The 21,755-nt window shown below is 40.3% G+C and carries 23 protein-coding genes; 14 read left to right on the top strand and 9 right to left on the bottom strand.

The annotated features are described in order from the left end of the window. Positions 1 to 77: 77 nt before the first annotated feature. From nadD to ACFFIP_RS12235, 4 genes are read right to left on the bottom strand one after another with little or no spacing between them, the layout of a single operon-like run. Complete coding sequence (nadD, locus tag ACFFIP_RS12250) at positions 78 to 644, bottom strand: nicotinate (nicotinamide) nucleotide adenylyltransferase (RefSeq protein WP_382387943.1); 567 nt, start codon at positions 642 to 644, stop codon at positions 78 to 80. A gap of 14 nt (positions 645 to 658) precedes the next feature. Then, entirely contained in the window at positions 659 to 1,231 is a 573-nt protein-coding gene (gmk, locus tag ACFFIP_RS12245; RefSeq protein ID WP_382387942.1) for a guanylate kinase, read from the bottom strand. A 6-nt stretch (positions 1,232 to 1,237) separates the two neighbouring features. After that, on the bottom strand, positions 1,238 to 1,507 hold the full coding sequence (locus tag ACFFIP_RS12240; RefSeq protein ID WP_382387941.1) for an anti-sigma factor: 270 nt from the start codon (positions 1,505 to 1,507) through the stop codon (positions 1,238 to 1,240). 40 nt (positions 1,508 to 1,547) lie between these two features. Further along, complete coding sequence (locus tag ACFFIP_RS12235; RefSeq protein WP_382387940.1) at positions 1,548 to 2,141, bottom strand: sigma-70 family RNA polymerase sigma factor; 594 nt, start codon at positions 2,139 to 2,141, stop codon at positions 1,548 to 1,550. A gap of 110 nt (positions 2,142 to 2,251) precedes the next feature. Between ACFFIP_RS12235 and ACFFIP_RS12230 the strand changes: the two genes are divergently transcribed. The 4 genes from ACFFIP_RS12230 (at position 2,252) to murA (ending at position 7,528) form a co-directional block, all read left to right on the top strand. Then, positions 2,252 to 3,106 carry a lysophospholipid acyltransferase family protein gene (locus tag ACFFIP_RS12230; RefSeq protein WP_382387939.1) on the top strand — a complete coding sequence of 285 codons (855 nt, stop codon included), beginning with the start codon at positions 2,252 to 2,254 and terminating at the stop codon, positions 3,104 to 3,106. A 139-nt stretch (positions 3,107 to 3,245) separates the two neighbouring features. Further along, positions 3,246 to 5,498, top strand: a complete 2,253-nt coding sequence (locus ACFFIP_RS12225) for an ATP-dependent helicase (RefSeq protein WP_382387938.1) — start codon at positions 3,246 to 3,248, stop codon at positions 5,496 to 5,498. Between the two features lie 56 nt (positions 5,499 to 5,554). Next, positions 5,555 to 6,220, top strand: coding sequence for a DUF4290 domain-containing protein (locus tag ACFFIP_RS12220; protein WP_382387937.1), 666 nt, complete (start codon positions 5,555 to 5,557; stop codon positions 6,218 to 6,220). Next, positions 6,221 to 7,528: a UDP-N-acetylglucosamine 1-carboxyvinyltransferase gene (gene murA / locus ACFFIP_RS12215; RefSeq protein WP_382387936.1), complete on the top strand. Its 1,308-nt coding sequence runs from the start codon at positions 6,221 to 6,223 to the stop codon at positions 7,526 to 7,528. 299 nt (positions 7,529 to 7,827) lie between these two features. On the opposite strand, the gene ACFFIP_RS12210 is transcribed toward murA, so the two are convergent. After that, positions 7,828 to 9,105: an OmpA family protein gene (locus tag ACFFIP_RS12210; protein WP_382387935.1), complete on the bottom strand. Its 1,278-nt coding sequence runs from the start codon at positions 9,103 to 9,105 to the stop codon at positions 7,828 to 7,830. 175 nt (positions 9,106 to 9,280) lie between these two features. On the opposite strand from ACFFIP_RS12210, the gene ACFFIP_RS12205 reads away from it, so the two are divergent. From ACFFIP_RS12205 to ACFFIP_RS12165, 9 genes are all read left to right on the top strand, one after another. Next, the gene (locus ACFFIP_RS12205) at positions 9,281 to 10,189 is read left to right on the top strand and encodes an aminopeptidase (RefSeq protein ID WP_382387934.1); all 909 of its coding nucleotides are present in this window, start codon (positions 9,281 to 9,283) and stop codon (positions 10,187 to 10,189) included. A gap of 85 nt (positions 10,190 to 10,274) precedes the next feature. Beyond that, complete coding sequence (gene hpt / locus ACFFIP_RS12200) at positions 10,275 to 10,805, top strand: hypoxanthine phosphoribosyltransferase (protein ID WP_382387933.1); 531 nt, start codon at positions 10,275 to 10,277, stop codon at positions 10,803 to 10,805. 39 nt (positions 10,806 to 10,844) lie between these two features. Continuing rightward, positions 10,845 to 11,417 (top strand): adenylate kinase, encoded by a 573-nt coding sequence (locus ACFFIP_RS12195; protein ID WP_382387932.1) that lies wholly within the window; start codon positions 10,845 to 10,847, stop codon positions 11,415 to 11,417. Positions 11,418 to 11,502: 85 nt separating this feature from the next. Beyond that, positions 11,503 to 12,498, top strand: a complete 996-nt coding sequence (gene obgE, locus ACFFIP_RS12190; RefSeq protein WP_382387931.1) for a GTPase ObgE — start codon at positions 11,503 to 11,505, stop codon at positions 12,496 to 12,498. 71 nt (positions 12,499 to 12,569) lie between these two features. Further along, positions 12,570 to 13,154: a nucleotide exchange factor GrpE gene (locus tag ACFFIP_RS12185; RefSeq protein ID WP_382387930.1), complete on the top strand. Its 585-nt coding sequence runs from the start codon at positions 12,570 to 12,572 to the stop codon at positions 13,152 to 13,154. 9 nt (positions 13,155 to 13,163) lie between these two features. Continuing rightward, complete coding sequence (gene dnaJ / locus ACFFIP_RS12180; RefSeq protein ID WP_382387929.1) at positions 13,164 to 14,270, top strand: molecular chaperone DnaJ; 1,107 nt, start codon at positions 13,164 to 13,166, stop codon at positions 14,268 to 14,270. 78 nt (positions 14,271 to 14,348) lie between these two features. After that, positions 14,349 to 15,236: a hypothetical protein gene (locus ACFFIP_RS12175; protein ID WP_382387928.1), complete on the top strand. Its 888-nt coding sequence runs from the start codon at positions 14,349 to 14,351 to the stop codon at positions 15,234 to 15,236. Positions 15,237 to 15,283: 47 nt separating this feature from the next. After that, positions 15,284 to 16,183, top strand: coding sequence for an ABC transporter ATP-binding protein (locus ACFFIP_RS12170; protein WP_382387927.1), 900 nt, complete (start codon positions 15,284 to 15,286; stop codon positions 16,181 to 16,183). Beyond that, the gene (locus ACFFIP_RS12165) at positions 16,176 to 17,483 is read left to right on the top strand and encodes an ABC transporter permease (protein WP_382387926.1); all 1,308 of its coding nucleotides are present in this window, start codon (positions 16,176 to 16,178) and stop codon (positions 17,481 to 17,483) included. Before ACFFIP_RS12170 ends, ACFFIP_RS12165 begins: the two co-directional genes overlap by 8 nt. A gap of 88 nt (positions 17,484 to 17,571) precedes the next feature. Here the strand turns inward: ACFFIP_RS12165 and ACFFIP_RS12160 are convergent, their stop codons facing one another. The 3 genes from ACFFIP_RS12160 to ACFFIP_RS12150 are packed head-to-tail and all read right to left on the bottom strand — an operon-like array spanning position 17,572 to position 19,222. Then, positions 17,572 to 18,012, bottom strand: a complete 441-nt coding sequence (locus ACFFIP_RS12160; RefSeq protein ID WP_382387925.1) for a UPF0158 family protein — start codon at positions 18,010 to 18,012, stop codon at positions 17,572 to 17,574. A gap of 50 nt (positions 18,013 to 18,062) precedes the next feature. Beyond that, the gene (locus ACFFIP_RS12155; protein WP_382387924.1) at positions 18,063 to 18,740 is read right to left on the bottom strand and encodes an alpha/beta hydrolase; all 678 of its coding nucleotides are present in this window, start codon (positions 18,738 to 18,740) and stop codon (positions 18,063 to 18,065) included. Next, positions 18,740 to 19,222: a cytidine deaminase gene (locus tag ACFFIP_RS12150; protein WP_382387923.1), complete on the bottom strand. Its 483-nt coding sequence runs from the start codon at positions 19,220 to 19,222 to the stop codon at positions 18,740 to 18,742. The genes ACFFIP_RS12155 and ACFFIP_RS12150 overlap by 1 nt, the downstream gene beginning before the upstream one ends. 134 nt (positions 19,223 to 19,356) lie before the next feature. Between ACFFIP_RS12150 and ACFFIP_RS12145 the strand changes: the two genes are divergently transcribed. Then, positions 19,357 to 20,688 (top strand): saccharopine dehydrogenase family protein, encoded by a 1,332-nt coding sequence (locus ACFFIP_RS12145; protein ID WP_382387922.1) that lies wholly within the window; start codon positions 19,357 to 19,359, stop codon positions 20,686 to 20,688. 3 nt (positions 20,689 to 20,691) lie between these two features. Here ACFFIP_RS12145 and ACFFIP_RS12140 read toward each other — a convergent pair whose 3' ends face one another. Next, positions 20,692 to 21,753 (bottom strand): DUF4249 domain-containing protein, encoded by a 1,062-nt coding sequence (locus tag ACFFIP_RS12140; RefSeq protein WP_382387921.1) that lies wholly within the window; start codon positions 21,751 to 21,753, stop codon positions 20,692 to 20,694. Between the last annotated feature and the right edge of the window lie 2 nt (positions 21,754 to 21,755).

The following is a 21,755-nucleotide window of genomic DNA, read 5'->3' as shown; positions in this document are numbered from 1 at the left end:
TTATGGTGTTTATAAAATGATCAACAAAAAGAAGTCCACATCTAAAAGGTTTGCAGAGATCAAATTCCAAATAAACCTCAAATAAAAAGCTTCTTATCCCTGATATACTCTTCTACCGGCTGCGGCAACAAATATTTCACGGAATGGCCATTTTTGATCGTCTTTCTGATAAATGTTGCAGAAATATCCATCAAAGGCGCTTCCACAAACCTGACATTGGGATGGTCATATTCCGTTTTTTCGCCGGGCCTCGGATAGACATACAATCCATAATGCTCGAGTATCTGTTCGTGATTTTTCCACTTATGGAAATGGGGCAGATTGTCACCTCCCACAATCAATTTGAATTCATGGTGGGGATATTTCTCTGCGAGGTAAGTCAGCGTATCAATTGTATAGCTTGGCCGGGGCATATGGAATTCCACATCTGTGGCCCTAAAAAAGAAATGATCGGCGATGGCGAGCTCTACCATCTTTAGCCGATCAAATTCATGAAGTAATGATTTTTGTGTCTTAAACGGATTCTGAGGACTCACCACAAACCACACCTCATCCAAGTCTGTCTGGTCCTGCATCACATTGGCGATAATCAAATGGCCTATGTGAATAGGATTAAAAGATCCGAAAAATAAGCCTATTTTCAAAGTGAAATATGGGTTTATTTGGAAAGAAATTCCCCGACTAACCGTTCTGCCTCAGTAAATGAATTCTGTATATCGTCATTGAGGATAGTCACATCAAATTTGTCTTCAAAACTGGATTCAAATTTAGCTTTGTACAGCCTTCTGGAGAGACTTTCCTCAGTTTCAGTACCTCTATCTCTGAGCCTTTCATGCAAAACTTCCAATGAAGGCACCTTTACATATATTGCCAATGCTTTATCTCCAAAGTACTTTTTGAGATTAACACCACCTTTGACATCTACATCAAAGATCACATGCTTCCCTTCATCCCATAAGCGCTGGATTTCTTCTTTGAGTGTTCCATAAAAATTGCCTTCGTAGACTTCCTCCCACTCAATAAAGGCATCTTCATCAATTTTTTTCTTGAATTCTTCGGGACTCAAAAAATAATAATCTTTACCATTTTGTTCTGTTCTGCCACGCTTATCTCTGGTAGATGCAGAAATCGAAAAACCGATGTTGGGGAATTTTCCCAAAAGATGTCTGACGATTGTGGTTTTTCCTGAACCTGAAGGAGCCGAAAAAATGATTGCTTTACCTGTAGACATAAATGTTTACTTAATTTCCTGGATTTTCTGCCTAATACTGTCCACCAATTCATCTGGGGTGGCTTGCTTACAGCATTTTGTCCTTAACACCTCGCGGATTGCCTGTTCCAGATGAAAATGCTGAAAACAGGGCTGGCATTTCTCCAACTTCTCTTTGATGATGTCTTCAGAGTTAGGCACATTCTCTCCATCCAGAATGCTTTCCAAAAGCTGAAAGCACTTGCTCACATCCGAACATGATTGCTTTTTACCCTCAGACATTGAATTGTTATCCATTGAACTCATTGGTAATCTTAATTTCTAATTTATTATTTTCTTATTCTTCTTCGTCAGTATCGTAACCCATGGTCTGTGCATAGGAACGTAATTTGTCTTTCAATAAGTTCCTGGCTCTGTGCAATCTTGATCTAACCGTACCTATTGGAATATCCAGAATCTTGGCCATTTCCTCATAGGTAAACCCTTCAAGGTCACAAAGGATAATGACTGTTCTGAAATCCACCGCAAGACTGTTTAGCGCATTGGAAATCTCATCACCTAGCATGTCCTTTACCGCATCCACCCTCAAATCCGTCGTGCTGCTATAATCAACATCATCCGAGTTGTAATAAGTTTCAACTTCTTGATAATCAATCTTCGCAGGCTGCTTACTCTTCTTTCTATAATCGTTGATGAAGGAATTTTTCAGGATTCTAAAAAGCCAGGCTTTGGCATTAGTGCCCTGCTCAAATGAATTGATAAAACGGTATGCTTTCAGATAGGTGTCCTGAACCAGATCTTTGGCGTCATCCTCGTCAAAGGTTAGCCTATAGGCAAAATTGTACATGGAATCTATGTGGGGCATAAATTCCTGATCGAATATATGGTTCTTATCCTTGTCGGAATATTTTTTTCGCTGAACTTCAGACATAAGCCTCAAAAGTAATCAAAGGGTGAATTTATCACTAATTTTTTTGAATAAAGTCAAGGCTTTTGGCTTTATTTGACCTAGAACACAAGTCCAAAGATGTTCCTCGACTTATGATTTTATTCAAATTGATATCTTATTTACCTTTATCATTTCTGTATCTGCTTACAGACATCCTGTATCTGATTGGTTATCACATCTTAAGATACAGAAGAAAGGTGATTCAAGAAAACTTATACCATGCATTTCCTGAAAAATCCCAAAAAGAAAGGAATCGTATCGCTGAAAAGTTTTTCAGAAACCTGACTGACTCTTTTGCTGAAACAATCAAAATGTACAGCATATCAAAAGAAGAACTGAACAGGAGAATTTTAGTCAACAACAAAGAACTTGTCCTGGACGCTATTCGCAATGGCGAAGTAGTGATTGGCATGACCGGACATTTTTTCAATTGGGAAATGCACCTGCTTCAAACCTCCGCAAACATCACTAATCAACTGGATGTGGTATACCTGAAGGTAAATAATCCTTTTTTTGAAAAATTGATGTTAAAAATCAGAACCAGATTTGGAGCAGGATTGATCGAAAGGGCTGCCTTTCAAAGGGATTACCTCAGAAAAAGAGACCAGCCAAGACTAATTGTACTGGCAGCTGACCAAAGGCCTACCATGGGAGAAATCCGCTATTGGGCCCCCTTTATGAACAGGGAAACAGCTTTTTTTGAAGGTGGCGAAAAACTGGCCAAAAGGTTCCTACATCCGGTGGTCTATGCCTATGTAGAAAAACCCAAAAGAGGACACTACACCTTTACTTATAGCTTAATGGACTGCCCCCCTTACGAATCAAGTGCAGCACATAGCATCACGGATGAATTTATACGCTTATTGGAAAAAAATATCAGAGAGCAACCGGAAATCTATCTTTGGAGCCACAATCGCTGGAAATTAACCAAAAGCAAGCCTGATTAAATCCCAAAATCCAGTTAATCAGTGACTTAAAGTGTATTATTAAAATGGATGAAATCGAGATTTTAGAGATTGATCACTTCTAAGGTTTATCGCCAATCTAAAAAGCATTAACTTTGACAATTGTTGGAAAATTAGCAGTATGGATTATTTAAAAGGACTCAATTCCCCCCAAAGAGAAGCAGTAGAGCATACCGAAGGACCTGTCATGATCATCGCAGGTGCAGGTTCGGGCAAAACAAGGGTACTTACCTATAGAATCGCCCATTTGATACATGCCAAGGGTGTAGATCCTTTTAACATTCTATCCCTGACTTTCACCAACAAGGCAGCGAGTGAAATGAAGCACAGGATTGAAAAGCTCATTGGACTGGAAGCCCGCAACACCTGGATGGGTACATTTCACTCCATATTTGCAAAAATCCTGAGAGTGGAAGCGGAAAAAATCGGCTATCCATCCAACTTTTCCATTTATGATACGGACGACAGCAAATCCCTGATACGTACCATCGTCAAAGAAATGAAGCTGGATGACAAAGTGTATAAGCCAAACACGGTACTATCCAGAATTTCAGGTGCCAAAAACAGGCTGATTTCTTGGGAGACCTACATCAATGATCCTTATATCAAAGCTGACGATGAAGCTGCCATGAAGCCCCGAATGGGAGAAATCTACCGAAATTACCAAAAGAGGCTTTTCAAATCCGGGGCGATGGATTTTGACGACCTGCTCTTTAATACCAATGTCCTCTTCCGTGACCATTTGGATGTACTGAACAAGTACCAACAGCGCTTCAAATATGTCATGGTGGATGAGTTTCAGGATACCAACTTATCCCAATACCTGATCACCAAAAAGCTGGCCGCTGTGCATCAAAATATCTGCGTTGTGGGTGATGATGCCCAGAGTATCTATGCCTTCAGGGGGGCAGACATACAGAACATCCTCAATTTCGAGAAAGACTACCCGGATCTTTTTGTCGTCAAATTGGAACAGAATTATAGATCCACTAAAAATATTGTACAGGCAGCCAATAGCATCATCGCCAAAAACAAGGCCCAGCTCAAAAAAGAAGTCTGGACCCAAAATCACCACGGAGAGCTGATCGAACTCATCAAGGCAAGTTCGGACAATGAAGAAGGCAGGTTGGTCGCTATGACCATATTTGAAGAAAAAAACAATAAGAAGCTCGACAACAGTGATTTTGCTGTCCTCTACCGGACCAACTCTCAATCAAGGTCAATAGAAGAAGCCTTGAGAAAAATGAACATCACCTACAAAATCGTAGGAGGTCTTTCTTTCTATCAGAGAAAAGAAATCAAAGACCTGATGGCCTATATGCGTTTTGTGGTCAATAAGGAAGATGAAGAAGCCTTTAAGCGTATCATCAATTACCCCAAAAGGGGAATTGGCGACACCACAGTGGAAAAAATCCTCGTCGCAGCTTACGAGCATGATATTCCCTTGTGGGAAGTCGTGATCAATGCCAATAGCTTTTTAGGAGGAAGGGCTGCCAATGCAGTGGATGATTTTGCCACCATGATCAAGAGTTTTGGCATCGAGATGGAGCGAAAAGATGCCTATGAGGCGGCCAATTCCATTGCCAAACAATCCGGATTGCTAAGGGAATTGTACGAAGACAAAACCATAGAGGGACTCAACCGTTATGAAAACGTCCAGGAATTGCTCAATGCCATCAAAGAATATGTGGACAATCCCGAGAATGAAGACAAAAGCCTGGGGGCATTCTTACAGGAAATCGCACTTCTAACAGACAATGACAGGGATAAAGACACGACTGACGCCGTGACTTTGATGACGATACACTCTTCAAAAGGACTGGAATTCAAGCAGGTATTTGTGGTAGGTATGGAAGAAGACCTCTTCCCTTCTCAGATGATGATGCAGAGCAGAGAAGACTTGGAAGAGGAAAGAAGACTTTTCTATGTAGCCACTACAAGGGCAATGGATAAATTATACTTAACCTATGCCCTGACACGTTATCGCTTTGGTAGATTACTCAACTGTGAACCCAGCCGTTTTCTCGAAGAAGTCGATCCAGCTTGTATCAGGGTCAATAAACGTATGACCACCGCATTGTCAGGTGCGCTAAGAAATGAATCCAGTGAGGGAAAATCAGGCTTTATCGGAATCAAAAAGCCGGCTGTCAGACCTATGACCACAGCAAAGATCCATACCCCCAGCCCTGACTTTAAGCCTTCCAATACCCATAACCTTCAGGAAGGCATGTTGGTTGAGCACCCTAAATTCGGTTTCGGGAAGGTCAGCAAGATAGAAATTGAAGGAATCAATAGGAAAGCTACCATACAATTTGATAACTTTGGAGAGAAGGTTTTATTACTTAGCTTTGCAAAGCTTCGGATTATAGATTAACAGGGCTGATTAAAGTGATTTTTATTATTTAAGCGCCCACATAATGGAACCACCTTATGGAACATACAGAAAGTAACATGCACGCAGTCACCTTAAAAGAATACGGGAAAAATATCCAAAGACTGGCCATTCATATTGCAGGAATTGAGGACAGAGATAAGCGCACCCAAAGTGCCTTTGCTTTGGTGGAGTTAGTTAAGCAGCTCAATCCCCAGATGAAAACAGAAAATGATCAAAAGATATGGGACGACATACACATTATGTCAGGATTTACCTTAGATGTAGATGGACCATACCCTAAACCAGAACAAGACCTGCTTTTCAGAAAACCAAAAAATGTTGGCTATCCCAAAGGTGAAGTAAAATTCAAACATTATGGCCGAAACATCGAGAAATTGATCGAAAAAGCAGTTGAGTTGGAAGATGATGAAGAACAAGAAGCTGCCATTATTTACATCGGCCAGTTGATGAGAAGCTTCCACTCTACCTGGAACAGGGATAATTTCGATGATGCCATAATTCTGGATGACATCAAAACCCTTTCAAAAGGTAAGCTCCATATTGATTTAGATAAAGTTAGGGAAATGGGACTTTTTGAGACCAATACCAGAAGAGACTTCAAATTACCATCTGAACCTGAATCATCATCTCCAGGAGGAAGAAGAAAATTCAGCGGAAACGATAGAAGAAGAAACGGCGGTCACTCCAAAAAACGTAGATAAATGTCATCATTCAGAGTAAAAGGAGGCCTAAAACTGAAGGGAGAGATCATCCCGCAGGGTGCAAAGAACGAGGCCTTACAAATCCTTTGTGCGGTTTTATTAACACCCGAAAAAGTCACCATAAATAAGATCCCCAATATCCGTGATGTCAATAAACTCATAGAGCTCTTGGCTGATATGGGAGTGAAGGTCAACAAAATCGGGCCTGAATCCTATACTTTTCAGGCAGATGAAGTTGATATGAAATACCTGGAAACAGAGGAATTTTTGAAGAAAGCATCCTCCCTAAGGGGCTCTGTTATGATATTGGGACCTTTGTTGGCAAGATTTGGCCATGGAAGATTATCAAAGCCAGGAGGAGATAAAATAGGCCGTAGAAGGATGGACACACACTTTTATGGCTTCCAGAAGTTAGGGGCCAAATTCCATTACGATGCCAAAAAAGAAATCTACAACATTGATGGCAACGAACTCAAAGGTGCATACATGCTTTTGGACGAGGCTTCTGTTACGGGAACGGCAAACATCGTTATGGCAGCAGTGTTGGCGGAAGGAAAGACAACCATCTATAATGCAGCATGCGAGCCCTATCTCCAACAATTATGCGATATGCTTAACCGCATGGGCGCTAAAATCACAGGAGTAGGATCCAATCTTTTGAACATTGAAGGTGTCAAAAACCTCAAAGGTACGGAGCATACTCTCTTACCTGATATGATTGAAATCGGTTCTTTCATCGGATTGGCAGCCATGACCCAATCTGAAATCACGATCAAAGATGCTCAAATTCATAGATTGGGCATCATCCCGGACACCTTTAAGCGCATGGGAATCAAGATAGAATTCAGAGGAGATGACATCTTTATACCTGCTCAAAAACATTATGAAATTGAAACCTTTATAGATGGTTCAATATTAACCATTGCAGATGCCATTTGGCCCGGATTTACACCTGACTTATTAAGTATTGTATTGGTAACTGCTACTCAGGCCAAAGGCACAGTATTGGTTCATCAAAAAATGTTTGAAAGCCGCTTATTCTTTGTCGATAAATTGATTGATATGGGGGCTCAAATCATTCTTTGTGACCCTCATAGAGCTACCGTCATAGGTTTAGACAGGAAATATCCGCTTAGGGGTATCAGAATGACTTCCCCTGATATCAGGGCGGGTGTTTCTCTTTTGATTGCAGCATTGTCTGCTGAAGGAACGTCCATTATTGACAATATTGAACAAATTGACAGGGGTTATCAATATATTGACCAGAGATTAAATGCCCTGGGTGCAGACATTGTCAGAATTGATTGATTTAGACGCATATTTATCACAACTAAGCAAGAAAGGCTACCAAATGGTAGCCTTTCTGTTTTTGAGTTGATTTCAATTTACCTAGGTAAGAACTTGTCTCCTTAACCCACAATATAAGTGACTAAAAAAATTAAAGATGAATATTTCAAGAAAAAGTGAAGTAGAACATCAATAATGATAATCACTAGAGGCTTCTGAATTTCTTGAATAGCGGTACAAAAGAGATGACTCAATACATCAAAAAGCATAAAAAAAGGCTATCCTGGAGGATAGCCTTTCTTGTATTTTATAAGATTCGATTATTTTACCTCGAAGCTAACTCTTCTTGCCAATTGACGTGCATCAGCAGAAGCTTTATCTACACTAGTATCTTCACCGTAACCTTTGTAAGACAATCTAGAAGCATCAATACCCGCAGCTACAAGCACGTCGTATACTGATTTTGCTCTTCTTTCGGAAAGCTTCATGTTATAGTTCTCTGGACCTAGTTCGTCAGCGTATCCTTTCAGTTCTACACTAACACCTGGGTTTCTCTTCAAGAAATTGGCTACATAGTCAACCGCAGAAGCAGAGTATCCAAGTGGCTTAGCGCTGTCAAATGCAAAGTAAACATTTACATAACCTTCGTTGATAGCTTTCTTGAAGTAATCGATTTCTTTTACTTCTTCGATAGCACAACCATCATTTGAAGCTGGACCAGGTACGAATGGACACTTGTCCAAGTGATCAGGAATACCATCACCGTCAGAATCCAAAGTTCTTCCATGAGAATCAACTCTAGCACCAGCAGGAGTATTTGGTTCTTTGTCCAAATAATCTGGAACGCCGTCGCCGTCAGAATCCTTCAACATGTCTTTGATCTCACCGATTTGCTGAGCCAATTCATCTTTAGTAGCATATTTGTCAGCAGCCACATACCAGTCAGCATGAGTTGCTTTGCTACCAAGATAAATATTAAGACCTAGAGTACCAGTCCACCATGTACCATTTGCTCCGTAGAAGCCAGGATCAGTTGGACCAATTGGAGATTGACCGTCGAAAGTTACAGTCTGTCTACCATTAAGGATAGTGCTGATATCACCTGTCAAGGCAACTCTTTCAGAAAGTTTTACCTGACCAGTAAATCCAGCAATGATATTATAAACATTATCATTGAAATCACTGAAAGGTCCTTCTTGAGGTCTAACTTGACCGATACCACCTCCCAAATGTGCCAATAGATTTACTCTTCTTGTGAAAGATTCAAAGTTCATCATTCTGCCAAGATTAGCCACACCTTGAAGGTTGATTCTGTGGTAGTTGGTAGAAAATGCAGGATTGTTATCTTTGGATGCCTCACTGAAAGAACCGAAACCAAAATCGAGTTTCGCACCAAATTTCTCATTGAACATGTATCTAACTCCAAGGTCAGCATGTCCAAGGTTCAATGAAGGAGAATAAAAACCTGGCGTAAGAGGAGCCATTGGTTTATTAAACCCACCACCAAACTCAACAGACCATCTGTTGTAGTCAACCTGGGCGTTAGCTCCGAAAGCTAAGGCACCCGCCATAATTGTAGAGAGTAATAATTTTTTCATAATAAAAAATTTTTTTTAAAATTTTTTAAGTGTTTGATTGATTTAACTGCAAATTTATAAACTTTTAACTAATCACAAATGTATATTTATTTTTTAATACTTTAAACTTTATTGGAAATCTTTTCAATATAAAACAAATTTTATAATCTAGCAAAATAACAGAAACCATGCCAAAATGGACATTTTAAATGAATTACTAAATATAAGAAGTGTTTCGGGTGATGAAACTGCAATGACTGAATTCCTGCATCATCATATAGTCAAACGAATGGATTCATGGAAGGTTACACCAAAACTTTACTTCGGACCACAATATCATGATTGTCTGATACTTAAATTTGGAAATCCCAGAACTGCGGTTTTTGCCCACATAGATACTATCGGGTTTATGAGCCGTTATGAAAACCAGCTGATCCCTATAGGAGGGCCAGAGATAATAGAAGGTGCAGTTTTGGTAGGTGAAGACCGTTTGGGACCGATACGATGCAAACTCTTCACTAGAGATGAGCAGATATTTCATGATTTTGCAAGGCCTATTGAACGAGGAACACCACTTTCATTCGAACAGAACATAGAGATTGATGGGGAATTTATACAAGCAGCATACCTTGACAATAGACTTGGTATATATAATGCGCTCAAACTATGCGAAACGCTGGAAGATGGTTGGGTAGTATTTTCCACATATGAAGAGCATGGAGGAGGAAGCATGCCATTTCTGCTCAAATTCATTATGGAGGAACATCCAATCAAGCAAGCGTTGATTTCTGACATCACATGGGTTACTGATGGCGTATTGCATGGAGAAGGTGTAGCCATTTCTATCCGCGACAAATTTATTCCAAGAAGAGCTTTTCTGAATAAAATAATCCAATTGGCAGAAAAAAGTGAAGTACCTTATCAATTAGAGGTAGAAGCAAATGGCGGGAGTGACGGCAGGGAAGTTCAGTTTTCCCCTTATGCCATAGATTGGTGTTTTATAGGCGCTCCGGAAGACAATGTACATACACCATATGAACGTGTGGCAATTTCAGACCTTGAATCCATGATAGAAATGTATCGGTTTTTAATGGCTAATCTATAGGTTTAGCAACTTTATAGATGTCTCCGATTCATTTTTTTCTATATTTGTATTGCCCTTACTTATAAGGGCTTTTTTATTGAGCTAAATGGTAGAGATTAAAGACAAAACTTTCGTCCCGTTTTTAGAACGGGATAAGATTCAGGAAAGGGTCAATGAACTCGGTAAGGAAATTTCTAAGGACTATGCCGGGAAACAGCCGGTCATACTGGGCATTCTAAACGGTGCTTTCATGTTCCTTTCTGATTTAGCGAAGCAGATAACTATCTCCTCAGAACTCAGTTTCATCAAGATTTCCTCCTACTCAGGGGAAAGCTCTACAGGAAAAGTCAGTCAAATGATAGGTCTGGAAACTAATTTGATAAACCGACATGTTATTGTTGTGGAAGACATCGTCGACACAGGACTGAGCATGAAGCATTTAGTAGAGTTGATTAAGGAGAAAAATCCGGCTTCATTGGCTGTAGCGACCTTATTACACAAACCGGAAGCCATCAAACATCCCATAAAGCTTGATTATGTCGGATTTAATATCCCAAATAAGTTTGTGGTGGGCTATGGCCTCGATTACGATGGTTTGGGAAGGAATCTTCCAGAGATCTATCAATTAAAAACTTGATACACCTGGTACTTAATATAGAATCAAAAAAACAAAAGGATGCTAAACATAGTCTTATTTGGCCCTCCAGGAGCGGGAAAGGGTACACAAAGCGAAAAAATAATTGAAAAATACAAACTGACCCACCTCTCCACCGGTGACCTTTTCAGGAAGCACTTGGGAGAAGGCACTGAGTTGGGAAAACTCGCCAGGAAGTTTATGGACGAGGGCAAATTAGTGCCTGACGAAGTGGTCATTGGCATGGTAGGCGATAAACTAGCCTCCACTCAGGATACCAATGGTTTCATTTTCGACGGATTCCCTAGGACCGTTGCCCAAGCGGAAGCTCTGGATAAGTTGATGGAAGAAAATGGCACCCAAATCTCCGGTATGATTGCACTTGATGTAGAGGAAGATATCCTTAAACAGAGAATCAGGGAAAGAGGCAAGACTTCCGGCAGAACTGATGATCAAGATGAAGCCAAAATTGAGACCAGAATCCGTGTATACCTTGATGAGACTTTGCCTGTAGCATCCTATTATGAAAAACAGGGTAAATTATCAAAGGTAAACGGGGTTGGAACCATTGAAGGTATATTTGAAGACATCTCCAAGGTGATTGACCAATACTAATCATCAAATAATTCTTACCTTTGCAAAAATTTATTTTGGCTAAGCTATTAGTGCTTAGCCATTTTTATTTAAAAAAATCAGAAAAGTGGCAGATAGCAATTTTATAGATTATGTGAAATTCTGTTCCAGATCAGGAGCAGGAGGATCAGGATCCGTTCATTTTAGAAGGGAAAAACACGTTCCAAAAGGAGGTCCTGACGGAGGTGATGGCGGAAGAGGCGGACACATTATCTTAAGGGGCAGTTCCCAATTATGGACTTTACTCCATCTCAAATATAAAAAGCATGTCATCGCTGAAGACGGCAAAGGTGGTGAAGGCGGCAGACGAAAAGGCAGGGACGGCGAAGATGTGATCCTTGAGGTGCCCCTAGGTACCGTTGCCAAAGACGCAGAGACACAGGAAATCCGGTTTGAAATCACTGAAGATGGCCAGGAAGTAATTCTTACCTCTGGAGGTAGAGGAGGACTGGGAAATGACCATTTCAAAACAGCCACCAATCAAGCACCCCATTATGCCCAGCCAGGAGAGCCTGGCATTGAAGAGTGGATCATACTGGAACTGAAATTACTGGCCGACGTAGGCTTAGTAGGCTTTCCAAATGCAGGAAAATCCACCTTGCTTTCCAGCATCTCTGCTGCCAAACCTGAAATCGGGGACTACCCTTTTACCACTTTGGTACCAAACCTTGGTGTAATCCCTTACCGTGACGGCAAATCATTTGTCATGGCAGATATCCCGGGAATTATAGAAGGTGCTGCTGAAGGACGTGGATTAGGCCTCAGGTTTTTAAGACATATAGAAAGAAACTCTATCCTTCTTTTTATGATTCCGGCTGATGCCGAAAGCATCAAAGAACAATACAAAATCCTACTGGGAGAACTTCAAAAATATAATCCGGAACTTCTGGACAAGAAAAGGTTATTGGCAATTACCAAATCGGATATGCTAGATGAAGAACTGATGGAACAAATGAAAGCGGATATTCCGCAGGAATTACCGACAATATTCATCTCATCAGTTTCACAATACAACCTGGAAAAGCTTAAAGACTTATTATGGCATGCCATAACGAACGATTAGGTGTCAGTTTGTCAGTAAATCCGCAATGGCAAATAAATTGTTAACAGAATCAGTATTAAATTTTGAATAAAATGGCCGAAAAAGAGATAATGAAAGATGAGCAGATGGCTTCCGAAGAAAAGGAAGTAAAGCAAGAGGAAGTTGATACAGCTGCTACTGCAGCCGAGAACCAAAGTGAGCAGACCTCTCAAAGTCCTGAATTATCCAAAGAGGAAAAACTACAGCAGGAAGTGGAGGAATTAAAAGATAAATATTTGAGGTTATATTCTGAGTTTGAAAACTACAGAAGAAGAACTTCCAAAGAACGCCTTGACCTGATCAAAACAGCATCAGAAGACATCGTAAAAGATGTTTTACCTGTCATTGATGACTTTGAGCGTGCATTTAAGGCAAATGAAAATGAAACGGATGGAGCCATCATTCGAGAAGGCAATCAGTTGGTCTTCCACAAACTGGTCAAAACATTAGAGAGCAAAGGTGTCAAAGTGATGGAAGATCTCATCGGAAAACCTTTTGATGCAGAAACCCAGGAAGCCATCACCCAAATCCCGGCACCATCTGAAGAGTTAAAGGGGAAGGTAATAGATGTTGTTGAAAAAGGTTATACCATGGGAGAAAAGGTCATCAGGTATGCCAAGGTTGTAACAGGAGCTTAAGATCAGATTATGGCAAAAAGAGATTATTATGAAGTGTTAGGGGTTTCCAAAAACGCAACTCCGGAGGAGATCAAAAAAGCGTACAGGAAACTTGCTATACAATACCACCCGGACAAAAACCCTGACAATCCTGAAGCTGAGGAAAAATTCAAAGAGGCTGCAGAAGCTTATGAAGTCCTCAGCAATACCGAAAAACGTCAGCGCTATGACCAGTTTGGACATCAGGGAGTCAGCGGTAATGGCGGATTCGGCGGCGGCGGGATGAACATGGATGACATCTTCTCCCAGTTTGGTGACATCTTTGGAGGAGGTGGATTCGAATCCTTCTTTGGCGGAGGACGTGGCGGCAGAAGAACCAAGAAAGGTACTAACCTGAGAGTCAAGCTAAAACTCAATTTGAAGGAAATTGCCAATGGTGTAGAGAAAAAAATCAAGGTAAAACGTCAGGTTTTAGCAGATGGCGTAACCTTCAAAACCTGTTCAACCTGTCAAGGTTCAGGTCAGATCAAAAAAGTCGTCAACACGATGCTTGGCCAGATGGTATCTGCCAGCACATGTCATGTATGTGGGGGTAATGGTCAGACAGTAGACAAAAAACCTGCTGAAGCAGATGCTAGAGGCTTAATACTTAAGGAAGAAGTTATCACCATCAATATTCCTGCGGGTGTGGCTGATGGCATGCAATTGAGCATGTCCGGTAAAGGGAACGAAACAGCAGGAGGCATTCCTGGGGATTTGCTCATCGTCATTGAGGAAATTGAAGACGATACCTTGCAGAGGGATGGCAACAATGTTGTGTATGACTTATATGTGAGTTTTATTGACGCTGCATTGGGAGCAAACATTGAAGTTCCAACCATAGATGGCAAAGTCAAAATCAAACTGGACCCAGGTACCCAGAGTGGAAAAATCCTCCGATTAAAAGGAAAAGGAATAAGAGACATCAATGGTTATGCTAAAGGCGACCAATTGATCCATGTGAATGTCTGGACTCCAAAACACCTCTCTAAAGACGAGAAACAAACTTTAGAGGCGCTAAGAAATTCGGAGAATTTCAAACCAGCCCCTGACAGTTCTGAAAAAAGTTTCTTCGATAAAATGAAAGAATTCTTCTAAATACCTGAAGCCGGATGAAAATCCGGCTTTTTTTATACCTTTAAGAACCTTTTGAAGATATTGCCGTTACCTATCCGTATGTTGAGTAGAGTTTACTTGTTATTTGGTGTTGTGCTTGGACTGTTCTTCGAATCGCATGCCCAAATCACTAAGGAATTTAAAGTAGAAGAAAGGCGTGGATACAACCTTGTATACCTGGATTATAATGTATATAAAGGTGTATCTGAAATTAGAAGAAAGCAAGGGGAATATCCTCTTAGCATTGATTGTGAACTTTCCAAAGTCAACATCTTACCTTCCTTTTCTTATAATATAAAGGATGGGATTCTTCTATCCAACCTGATACACCGAAATGTTGAATCTGAAAATCTTGGAAAAAGCCTATCCTATAAACTTTTCTCAAGTTCCAATGATAGTTTTGACCACACCTGGAATGTGGGGCTCAATTCCAACTACTTATATAATCTCCATTTTAATTTTGGAATAGGTAAAGCCATTTTTGACTTTTCTCACCTGCCTATTTCCAATGCCATTATCAAATCGGCCAGTGCTGATATCAGTATTGATTACAGTAAAAAAATGGCTAATTCGGTAAAAATGGACACCATGATGGTCAGCATCAATATGGGAAACCTAGAGGCCTATAACCTTAATCTCAGCAATGCCAAGAGAATGATTTTTGAAACAAACTACGGTGCTTTAAATCTTTCTTTTTCTGACAGAATGCCGGAAGCTTGTGAAATACACGCCACAGTTGGTGCAGGTAAGGTTGACTTACAGCTTCCAGATGAAACCCAGCCCTTTATCCTCAAAATCAAATCGACCGCCATGTGTCGAACCAATGTACCCAAAAACCTGAAGGACATCGGAAATAAGACTTATGTCAGTAAATCGTACAAAGAAAATGCTCCCAATTTAATGAGCCTTACCATTGATGTTTCTGTAGGTTCTGTCAACATTAAATAGGCAAAAACAAAAGGTTTTTTATTATTTTTAGCCAAACATCATTCAAATTGGATATCCTGGAAATACAAAACCTCAACAAATCATTTGGCCCGACCAAAGCTTTAACAAACATCAATCTTCAGATTCCCAAAGGAGTAATATTTGGATTGCTGGGACCTAATGGTGCCGGAAAAACCACGCTGATCAGAATCATCAACCAGATTATAGACAGCGATTCTGGCTCAGTATATTTCAAAGGGGAACCTTTGGTGAGGAAGCATATTGCCAATATAGGTTACCTGCCCGAAGAAAGGGGACTTTATAAAAAAATGAAGGTTTGGGATCAGCTCATCTATTTTGCAAGACTTAAAGGGCTAACCGCTGAAATGGCTAAAGAACGGGTTGATTTCTGGCTGAAGAAGATGGAAATCAGCCTTTGGAAAGACAAGAGAATCGATGATCTTTCCAAGGGAATGGCCCAAAAAATCCAGTTTATTTCCACCGTAATCCATGAACCTGAATTACTGATTTTGGACGAACCCTTTTCCGGTTTTGATCCGGTTAACGCGGAAATCATCAAAGATCAGATCATCGAATTGAAAAACAAAGGCATCACCTTTTTGCTCTCTACCCACAGGATGGAATCTGTAGAACTTTTATGCGAACAGATCGCCATGTTTCATCAATCTGAAAAAATACTTGAAGGAAGTCTGAATGAGGTCAAATCTCAATTCAAGCCAAATGAGTATGAAATAAACATTCATCTTACTTCGACACAGATTCCTAAGAATTGGAATAGAATTTCATCTTACGACAACGATACATTCAGGGTGCCCTTAAACGGCAAATCCACAAATGAACTTTTGGAAGAAGCCATGCAATTTGGACTGATAAAAGGCTTCAGTGAAGTGCTTCCAACCATGGAAGAAATATTTATCCAACAGGTAAAAAACTATAACAATGGATAAAATTTGGCTTGTCATCAAACGGGAATACTTGTCTAGAGTTCAGAAAAAATCATTTCTCCTCGCTACCATCCTGACACCCCTTATCTTCCCAGCCATTATGGGATTATTTTTGTGGATTGCCCTTGATGAGCCAGAGGAATCTGCGCTTAAAATCATTGAAGTAGTCGATGAGAATAATATGTTCTTCATCGAAAGTTCAGACGAATATGCCTTTTCTTTTTCCAACAGTTCATTCGAAGAGGGAAAGAAATTAATTCAATCACAGGAAAGACACGGATTCCTTTTTATTCCAAAAATAGACTTGTCCAAACCCAATGGCATTGTCTATTATGCAGAAAAGAGCCCAAGTATGAATTTGATATCCTATTTGGAGGCAAGCCTTAAAAGAAGGATAGAAGAGCAAAGACTTTATCAGGCAGGTTTGGACCCTGAAGTCATTGCTGCCTACAGGACTAAGGTCAATATCCAAACAGTCAATCTGGACATCAAAGGCAACGAAACCATTTCTGACAGTACCGTAAATTATGCGATAGGCTTCTTATCTGGAATCCTGATTTACATTTTCATTTTTGTCTATGGCAATCAGATCATGCAAGGCGTGATTGAAGAAAAGTCCAGCAGAATTATAGAAATCCTTGTTTCTTCTTTAAAACCCTTCCAACTGATGATGGGTAAGATCATTGGTATTGGTGCGGTTGGCCTGACCCAATTTCTCATCTGGATCATTTTGATCAGCTCAGTTTCTTTTGTAGTGATGGGCTATTTTGGCATGCAGATGCCTCAACAGCAGGCAATGGAACTTGCCAACCCTGAATTCAGTCAAAATTTTGAAGACGAACCTGGGCTTCAGGAGATTTTAATGGTTCTTGGCAGTATCAACTTTATCAAACTCACCCTGACATTTATATTTTATTTCCTTGGAGGATATTTGCTTTATGGGGCATTTTTCGCTGCTATTGGTGCAGCAGTGGATGCTCCTTCAGAAGCACAGCAATTTATGCTACCGATTACCATTCCTTTACTGATTGCCTACATGGGGCTTTTTATTTTTGTACTGAACGATCCTAATAGCAATGTCTCCTTTTGGCTTTCTGTCATTCCATTCACCTCACCTATTGCCATGATGGGAAGGGCCAGTTATGGCATTCCTCTATTCGACCTTATCCTTTCCATGTCGCTCCTGATTTTGGGCTTTCTTTTCAGCACATGGGTGGCCGGAAAAATCTATCGCATTGGCATCATGATTACAGGATCCAAAGTCAATTATAAAACCATTTGGAAATGGCTAAAAACTGGTTGATTAAGTTTTGTAAATGTTTGTTGAATCTGAGCTAACCAGATACACAATTAAAAAAGGGCCAATTCTTTAAAGAAGTGGCCCTTTTTTCTTACTCTTCTGCGTAATTAAAGCTATCTATTTGCTCTTTTACCCAGTCTTTGTATTTGTCAAGACGGTATTCCACCCATCTGTCCTTATACTTTCCTGAACTATCTATCAAAAACTTAAAGGCTGTGGCTGCCTTAGGCTTACTCAAAGCATTGAAAAGTTCATCCTGAAAGTTCCTTTCTTTCACAATCCTGTCTGCAAATGTCTCCATCATCTGATGTTCTTGTGAAGGCTCCATTTTTACGAATTCCGCATAATTATCCGGATTTTCATCGATTTCATCCAAAATATCCTCTTCCTCTGGGGTAAGGTCATAATTGAAATAATCTTCATCATCGGGTAAATGATATATTTTTTTGTTATCCAACTGGTAAAAACAAATCATCCCCTTCAGCAGTTGACCTGCGATTTTCTCTACTTCTTTTTCAGATAGGGTAAGCATTATGACTTTATGATAAAATTTTGAGAAAATTAGTGAACTACCTGTTAAAATCAAACATTTTTTAACAGGTATCGGTCATCAAGTTTTTGACCTTCAAGTATCTGAGCCAATAGCTGTGTTTCCAGGTCATGGCCTCCCGGATAAGAAAGCTTCTCAACATCAAGTCCCATTGCCTTGATCAGCTCGTCCTGCTTTTGAATAGACTCTTCAGTAACAAACTCATCTTGATCACCTAATGCTATATAACATTTGGTTCCCTGAAGATTTTCGGATGCTTTTCCAAGGTCAAGGTCATGGGCAAAACCACCGCCCCACAGGATCAGTGTATCCACAGGTACAGCCAATTGACTTACCCATCGTGTAGCAGTAGCTGCTCCTTGAGAGAAACCCATTACTTTGATTTTTGGCTTGTTGGGATATTTGAGCAAAAAAGACTGTAACAGTGCGTTTAAATAATTGTTGTTGTTGAGTATTGCCGTTTCTCTTTCATGCTTGGTCATCCAATTCGCCCCTACTCTTCCTGAAAATCCTTGATGATAGGCATAATTGGTGGCTTCAGGCACGATGATCAACCTGTCTTCAAAAAAGATAGGGTGGAGTTTCCTAAGAAAAAACTCAGACAACTGACCATAACCATGCAATGCAATAAATATTTCTTTTTCCTTTCGGTTTACAATATGAGAAGTTCTATAATGTGCCGAATATTCAAATTTTATGGAAGATTTCATTAGCCGTTCAAATCATTAAATCTAAAAGGAAGTAATTGTTCAATCCCATCTGCAACCAACATACTGCCATCAGGGGCCAGCATCATGACCTTTATGCTGGTTCCAAATTTAATTTCATACTCATTAATCGTCTGCCGGCAAAGCCCACAAGGTGTCACTGTAGCCGCACCTGAATCCTTCCTCCTTTTGGCGGCTATAGCAAGTTTAACAGGCTTTACTTCAGGATTATTGGCCATGGCATAACTTAGGACAGCCCTTTCTGCACATACACCTACAGGAAATGAGACATTTTCCTGGTTATTGGCTACAAAAACCTCCCCATTCTCCAAAAGGAGTGCCGCCCCTACTAAAAAGTCTGAATATGGCGCATGTGCCTTTTCTAAAATCCTTCTGGCTGCTTCCATAAGCTGTCTGTCTTCTTTATTCCATTCTTCAGATGAATAGACATTCAGGGAAACTTTAAACTCTATTTTTTTACTCATATTGACTTTAAAACGGATTGAATTAACGAAAAAAAAGCGGCATTTGTTCTTTTTTTTGAATTTATCCTATTCTGTTTTTACCCTTGATTCTTTTTTACCAATTTGGGAAACCAATAAAACCCTTGAAGACCAAGATGCAGACCATACTGATCATAGGAGCAGGCAAGTCCTCCACTTTTCTCATAGAATACTTGTTGAAAACCGCAACGGTCAAATCCAGAACGATAATCGTAGCAGACATCAGTAAAGAAGTCGCAGATAAAAAAATAAAAAACCATCACCATGCCATCGCTGCAAAAATCAACCTGGATGATGCTGAATCAAGAAAAACCCTTGTTCAAAAATCAGATGTGGTGATTTCCATGCTTCCGGCATTTTTACACCCTATCATTGCCAAAGATTGCCTTGAACTGGGCAAACATTTTTTTACAGCTTCTTATGAATCTGAAGACCTCAGAAAACTTCAAGATGAAATCAATGCCAAAGGTCTTTTATTCCTTAATGAATGCGGTCTCGATCCAGGCATAGACCATATGTCTGCCATGAAAATCATTGACCATGAAAAAGCTATGGGAAATGAAATCACTTCCTTCAAATCCTATACGGGAGGTGTTTTGGCACCGGAAAGCGAAGACAATCCCTGGAAATATAAATTCACCTGGAACCCAAGAAATGTCGTCCTAGCTGGTCAGGGAGTTTCAAGATTTATACGCAATGGCAAATACAAATACATACCTTATCACATGCTTTTCAAAAGACTGGAAAAGATCAGCTTTGAAGAAGTCGGTGACTTTGATGGCTATGCCAACCGTGATTCATTGAGTTATCGGAAAATTTATGGCTTGGACCAAATCCCAACACTGCTAAGAGGTACTTTAAGAAGATCAGGATTCTGCCAAAGCTGGGATGTGTTTGTCCAACTAGGCCTTACAGACGATACTTTTGAAATGGACCTTCCGCAAGGATTTTCCAAAAGGGAATTCCTCAACTCATTTCTACCCTACTCAGAAACACAAAAAGTAGAAGAAAAACTTCAGGAAATTCTTCCGTGGGTCAATAATGAAATCCTTGAGAAAATTCAATGGCTTGGACTATTGGATGATTCTCCCCTACCAAAGACCAAAGGTAGTCCTGCAGCTATCCTACAGCTTATTTTGGAGGAGAAATGGGTACTCCTTCCTGAAGACAAAGATATGATTGTGATGCAGCATTGTTTCGAAGTCAAAACACCCAAAGGAACCAAAAGAATTACTTCAAGCCTGATCTGTAAAGGAGAAAATCAAGAAGCTACCGCTATGGCCAAAACAGTAGGCCTGCCTTTAGCTATTGCGGTTGATTTGTTCTTAGATGGCAAAATCGAGGAAAAAGGCCTTCTGATCCCTGTTATCAGAAATCTTTATGAGCCAATCCTAAACCTCCTTGAAAAAGAGGGAATCATTTTCCAAGAACAGGAAGAGTTCATTTGAAAATCAGTTTTCAGGATTCCAGAACGAAGGAGGTGTAACTGTGGTATTCGGTACAGTCCGGCAATCATCTGGGATGATCCTTGGCACTGCCGTGAACTCCAATTCCTGTCTTTTGATATAGACAGTCTTGGTATCCACAGACGCGGCAATAAAATAACCCAATACAACTTCATCCGGATTGTTCAAGCTGATCATGTTCCCCCTGATATTTGCAGGTGGTTGATCAAAGACACTTCCTGTGATTTTCAGCTGCTGATCCACCAATCTCAAGAATCTATGAGCGTTTTGGGAAACACCCATCTGTAAGACTTCTGCCCTATAAGTATCCTTAAACCTCAGGCCATTATCCTCAATAAAAGTGACTGCTGCCGAAGTGGACAATCCATTAAAATCCTCATCTGAGGCAATCGCAAAATTCTGCAACCTACTTTGCTCAATCAAATAACATATATCACAACATGCTTTTGGGGCAGCCCCCCTAGGGTTGGTAGGATGAGTTGGCGGGTTTGTATATAGTTCAGGATTTGCCACTACTTTATAAGCCCCCGGATTGGTTCTCCAATAGTAGAAGTTATTTTGGTCCCCAGGATCATTGAAGTGTGCGATCAACTGTACCCCAATCCTGTCTTCCAATCTATTATCCGTGGCCAAACTAACACTCCTGTATGAAACAGATTCAATTGGTGGCGTAGGGTTTACTTTCTCAGGAAAAGAGCTGTATTCGGATCCATCCTGCAACCTGATCTGCAGAGAATAAGACAATCCTATTTTTGCTGCAAATCCTGAAGGAGTGGCATAAACTCCTGGCTCAGTTTCTGTCAGGAATGTAACCAGACCTTCACTGTCCCTCACATTGACGACTGCCTGTCTTACAGGCCTGATCAACCCTTCAAAGACCGAACCATAGGTATCTGTACGTGTCAATCGTATCAGATGTGGACCGGGATCGGTCGTAATAAATCCCTCTACACTTAATAATTGTTCTCCTGATTCCAAATCAACATTGTATGGATCAATGCAGGAAATCGGGATCAGTAATAGTATATATAATAATCTCTTTAACATCT

This window comes from Fontibacter flavus, from assembly GCF_042432905.1.
Classification (GTDB): domain Bacteria; phylum Bacteroidota; class Bacteroidia; order Cytophagales; family Cyclobacteriaceae; genus Fontibacter; species Fontibacter flavus.
The sequence above is the reverse complement of the archived record's forward strand: the minus strand, read 5'-3'. Positions and strand labels throughout refer to the sequence as shown.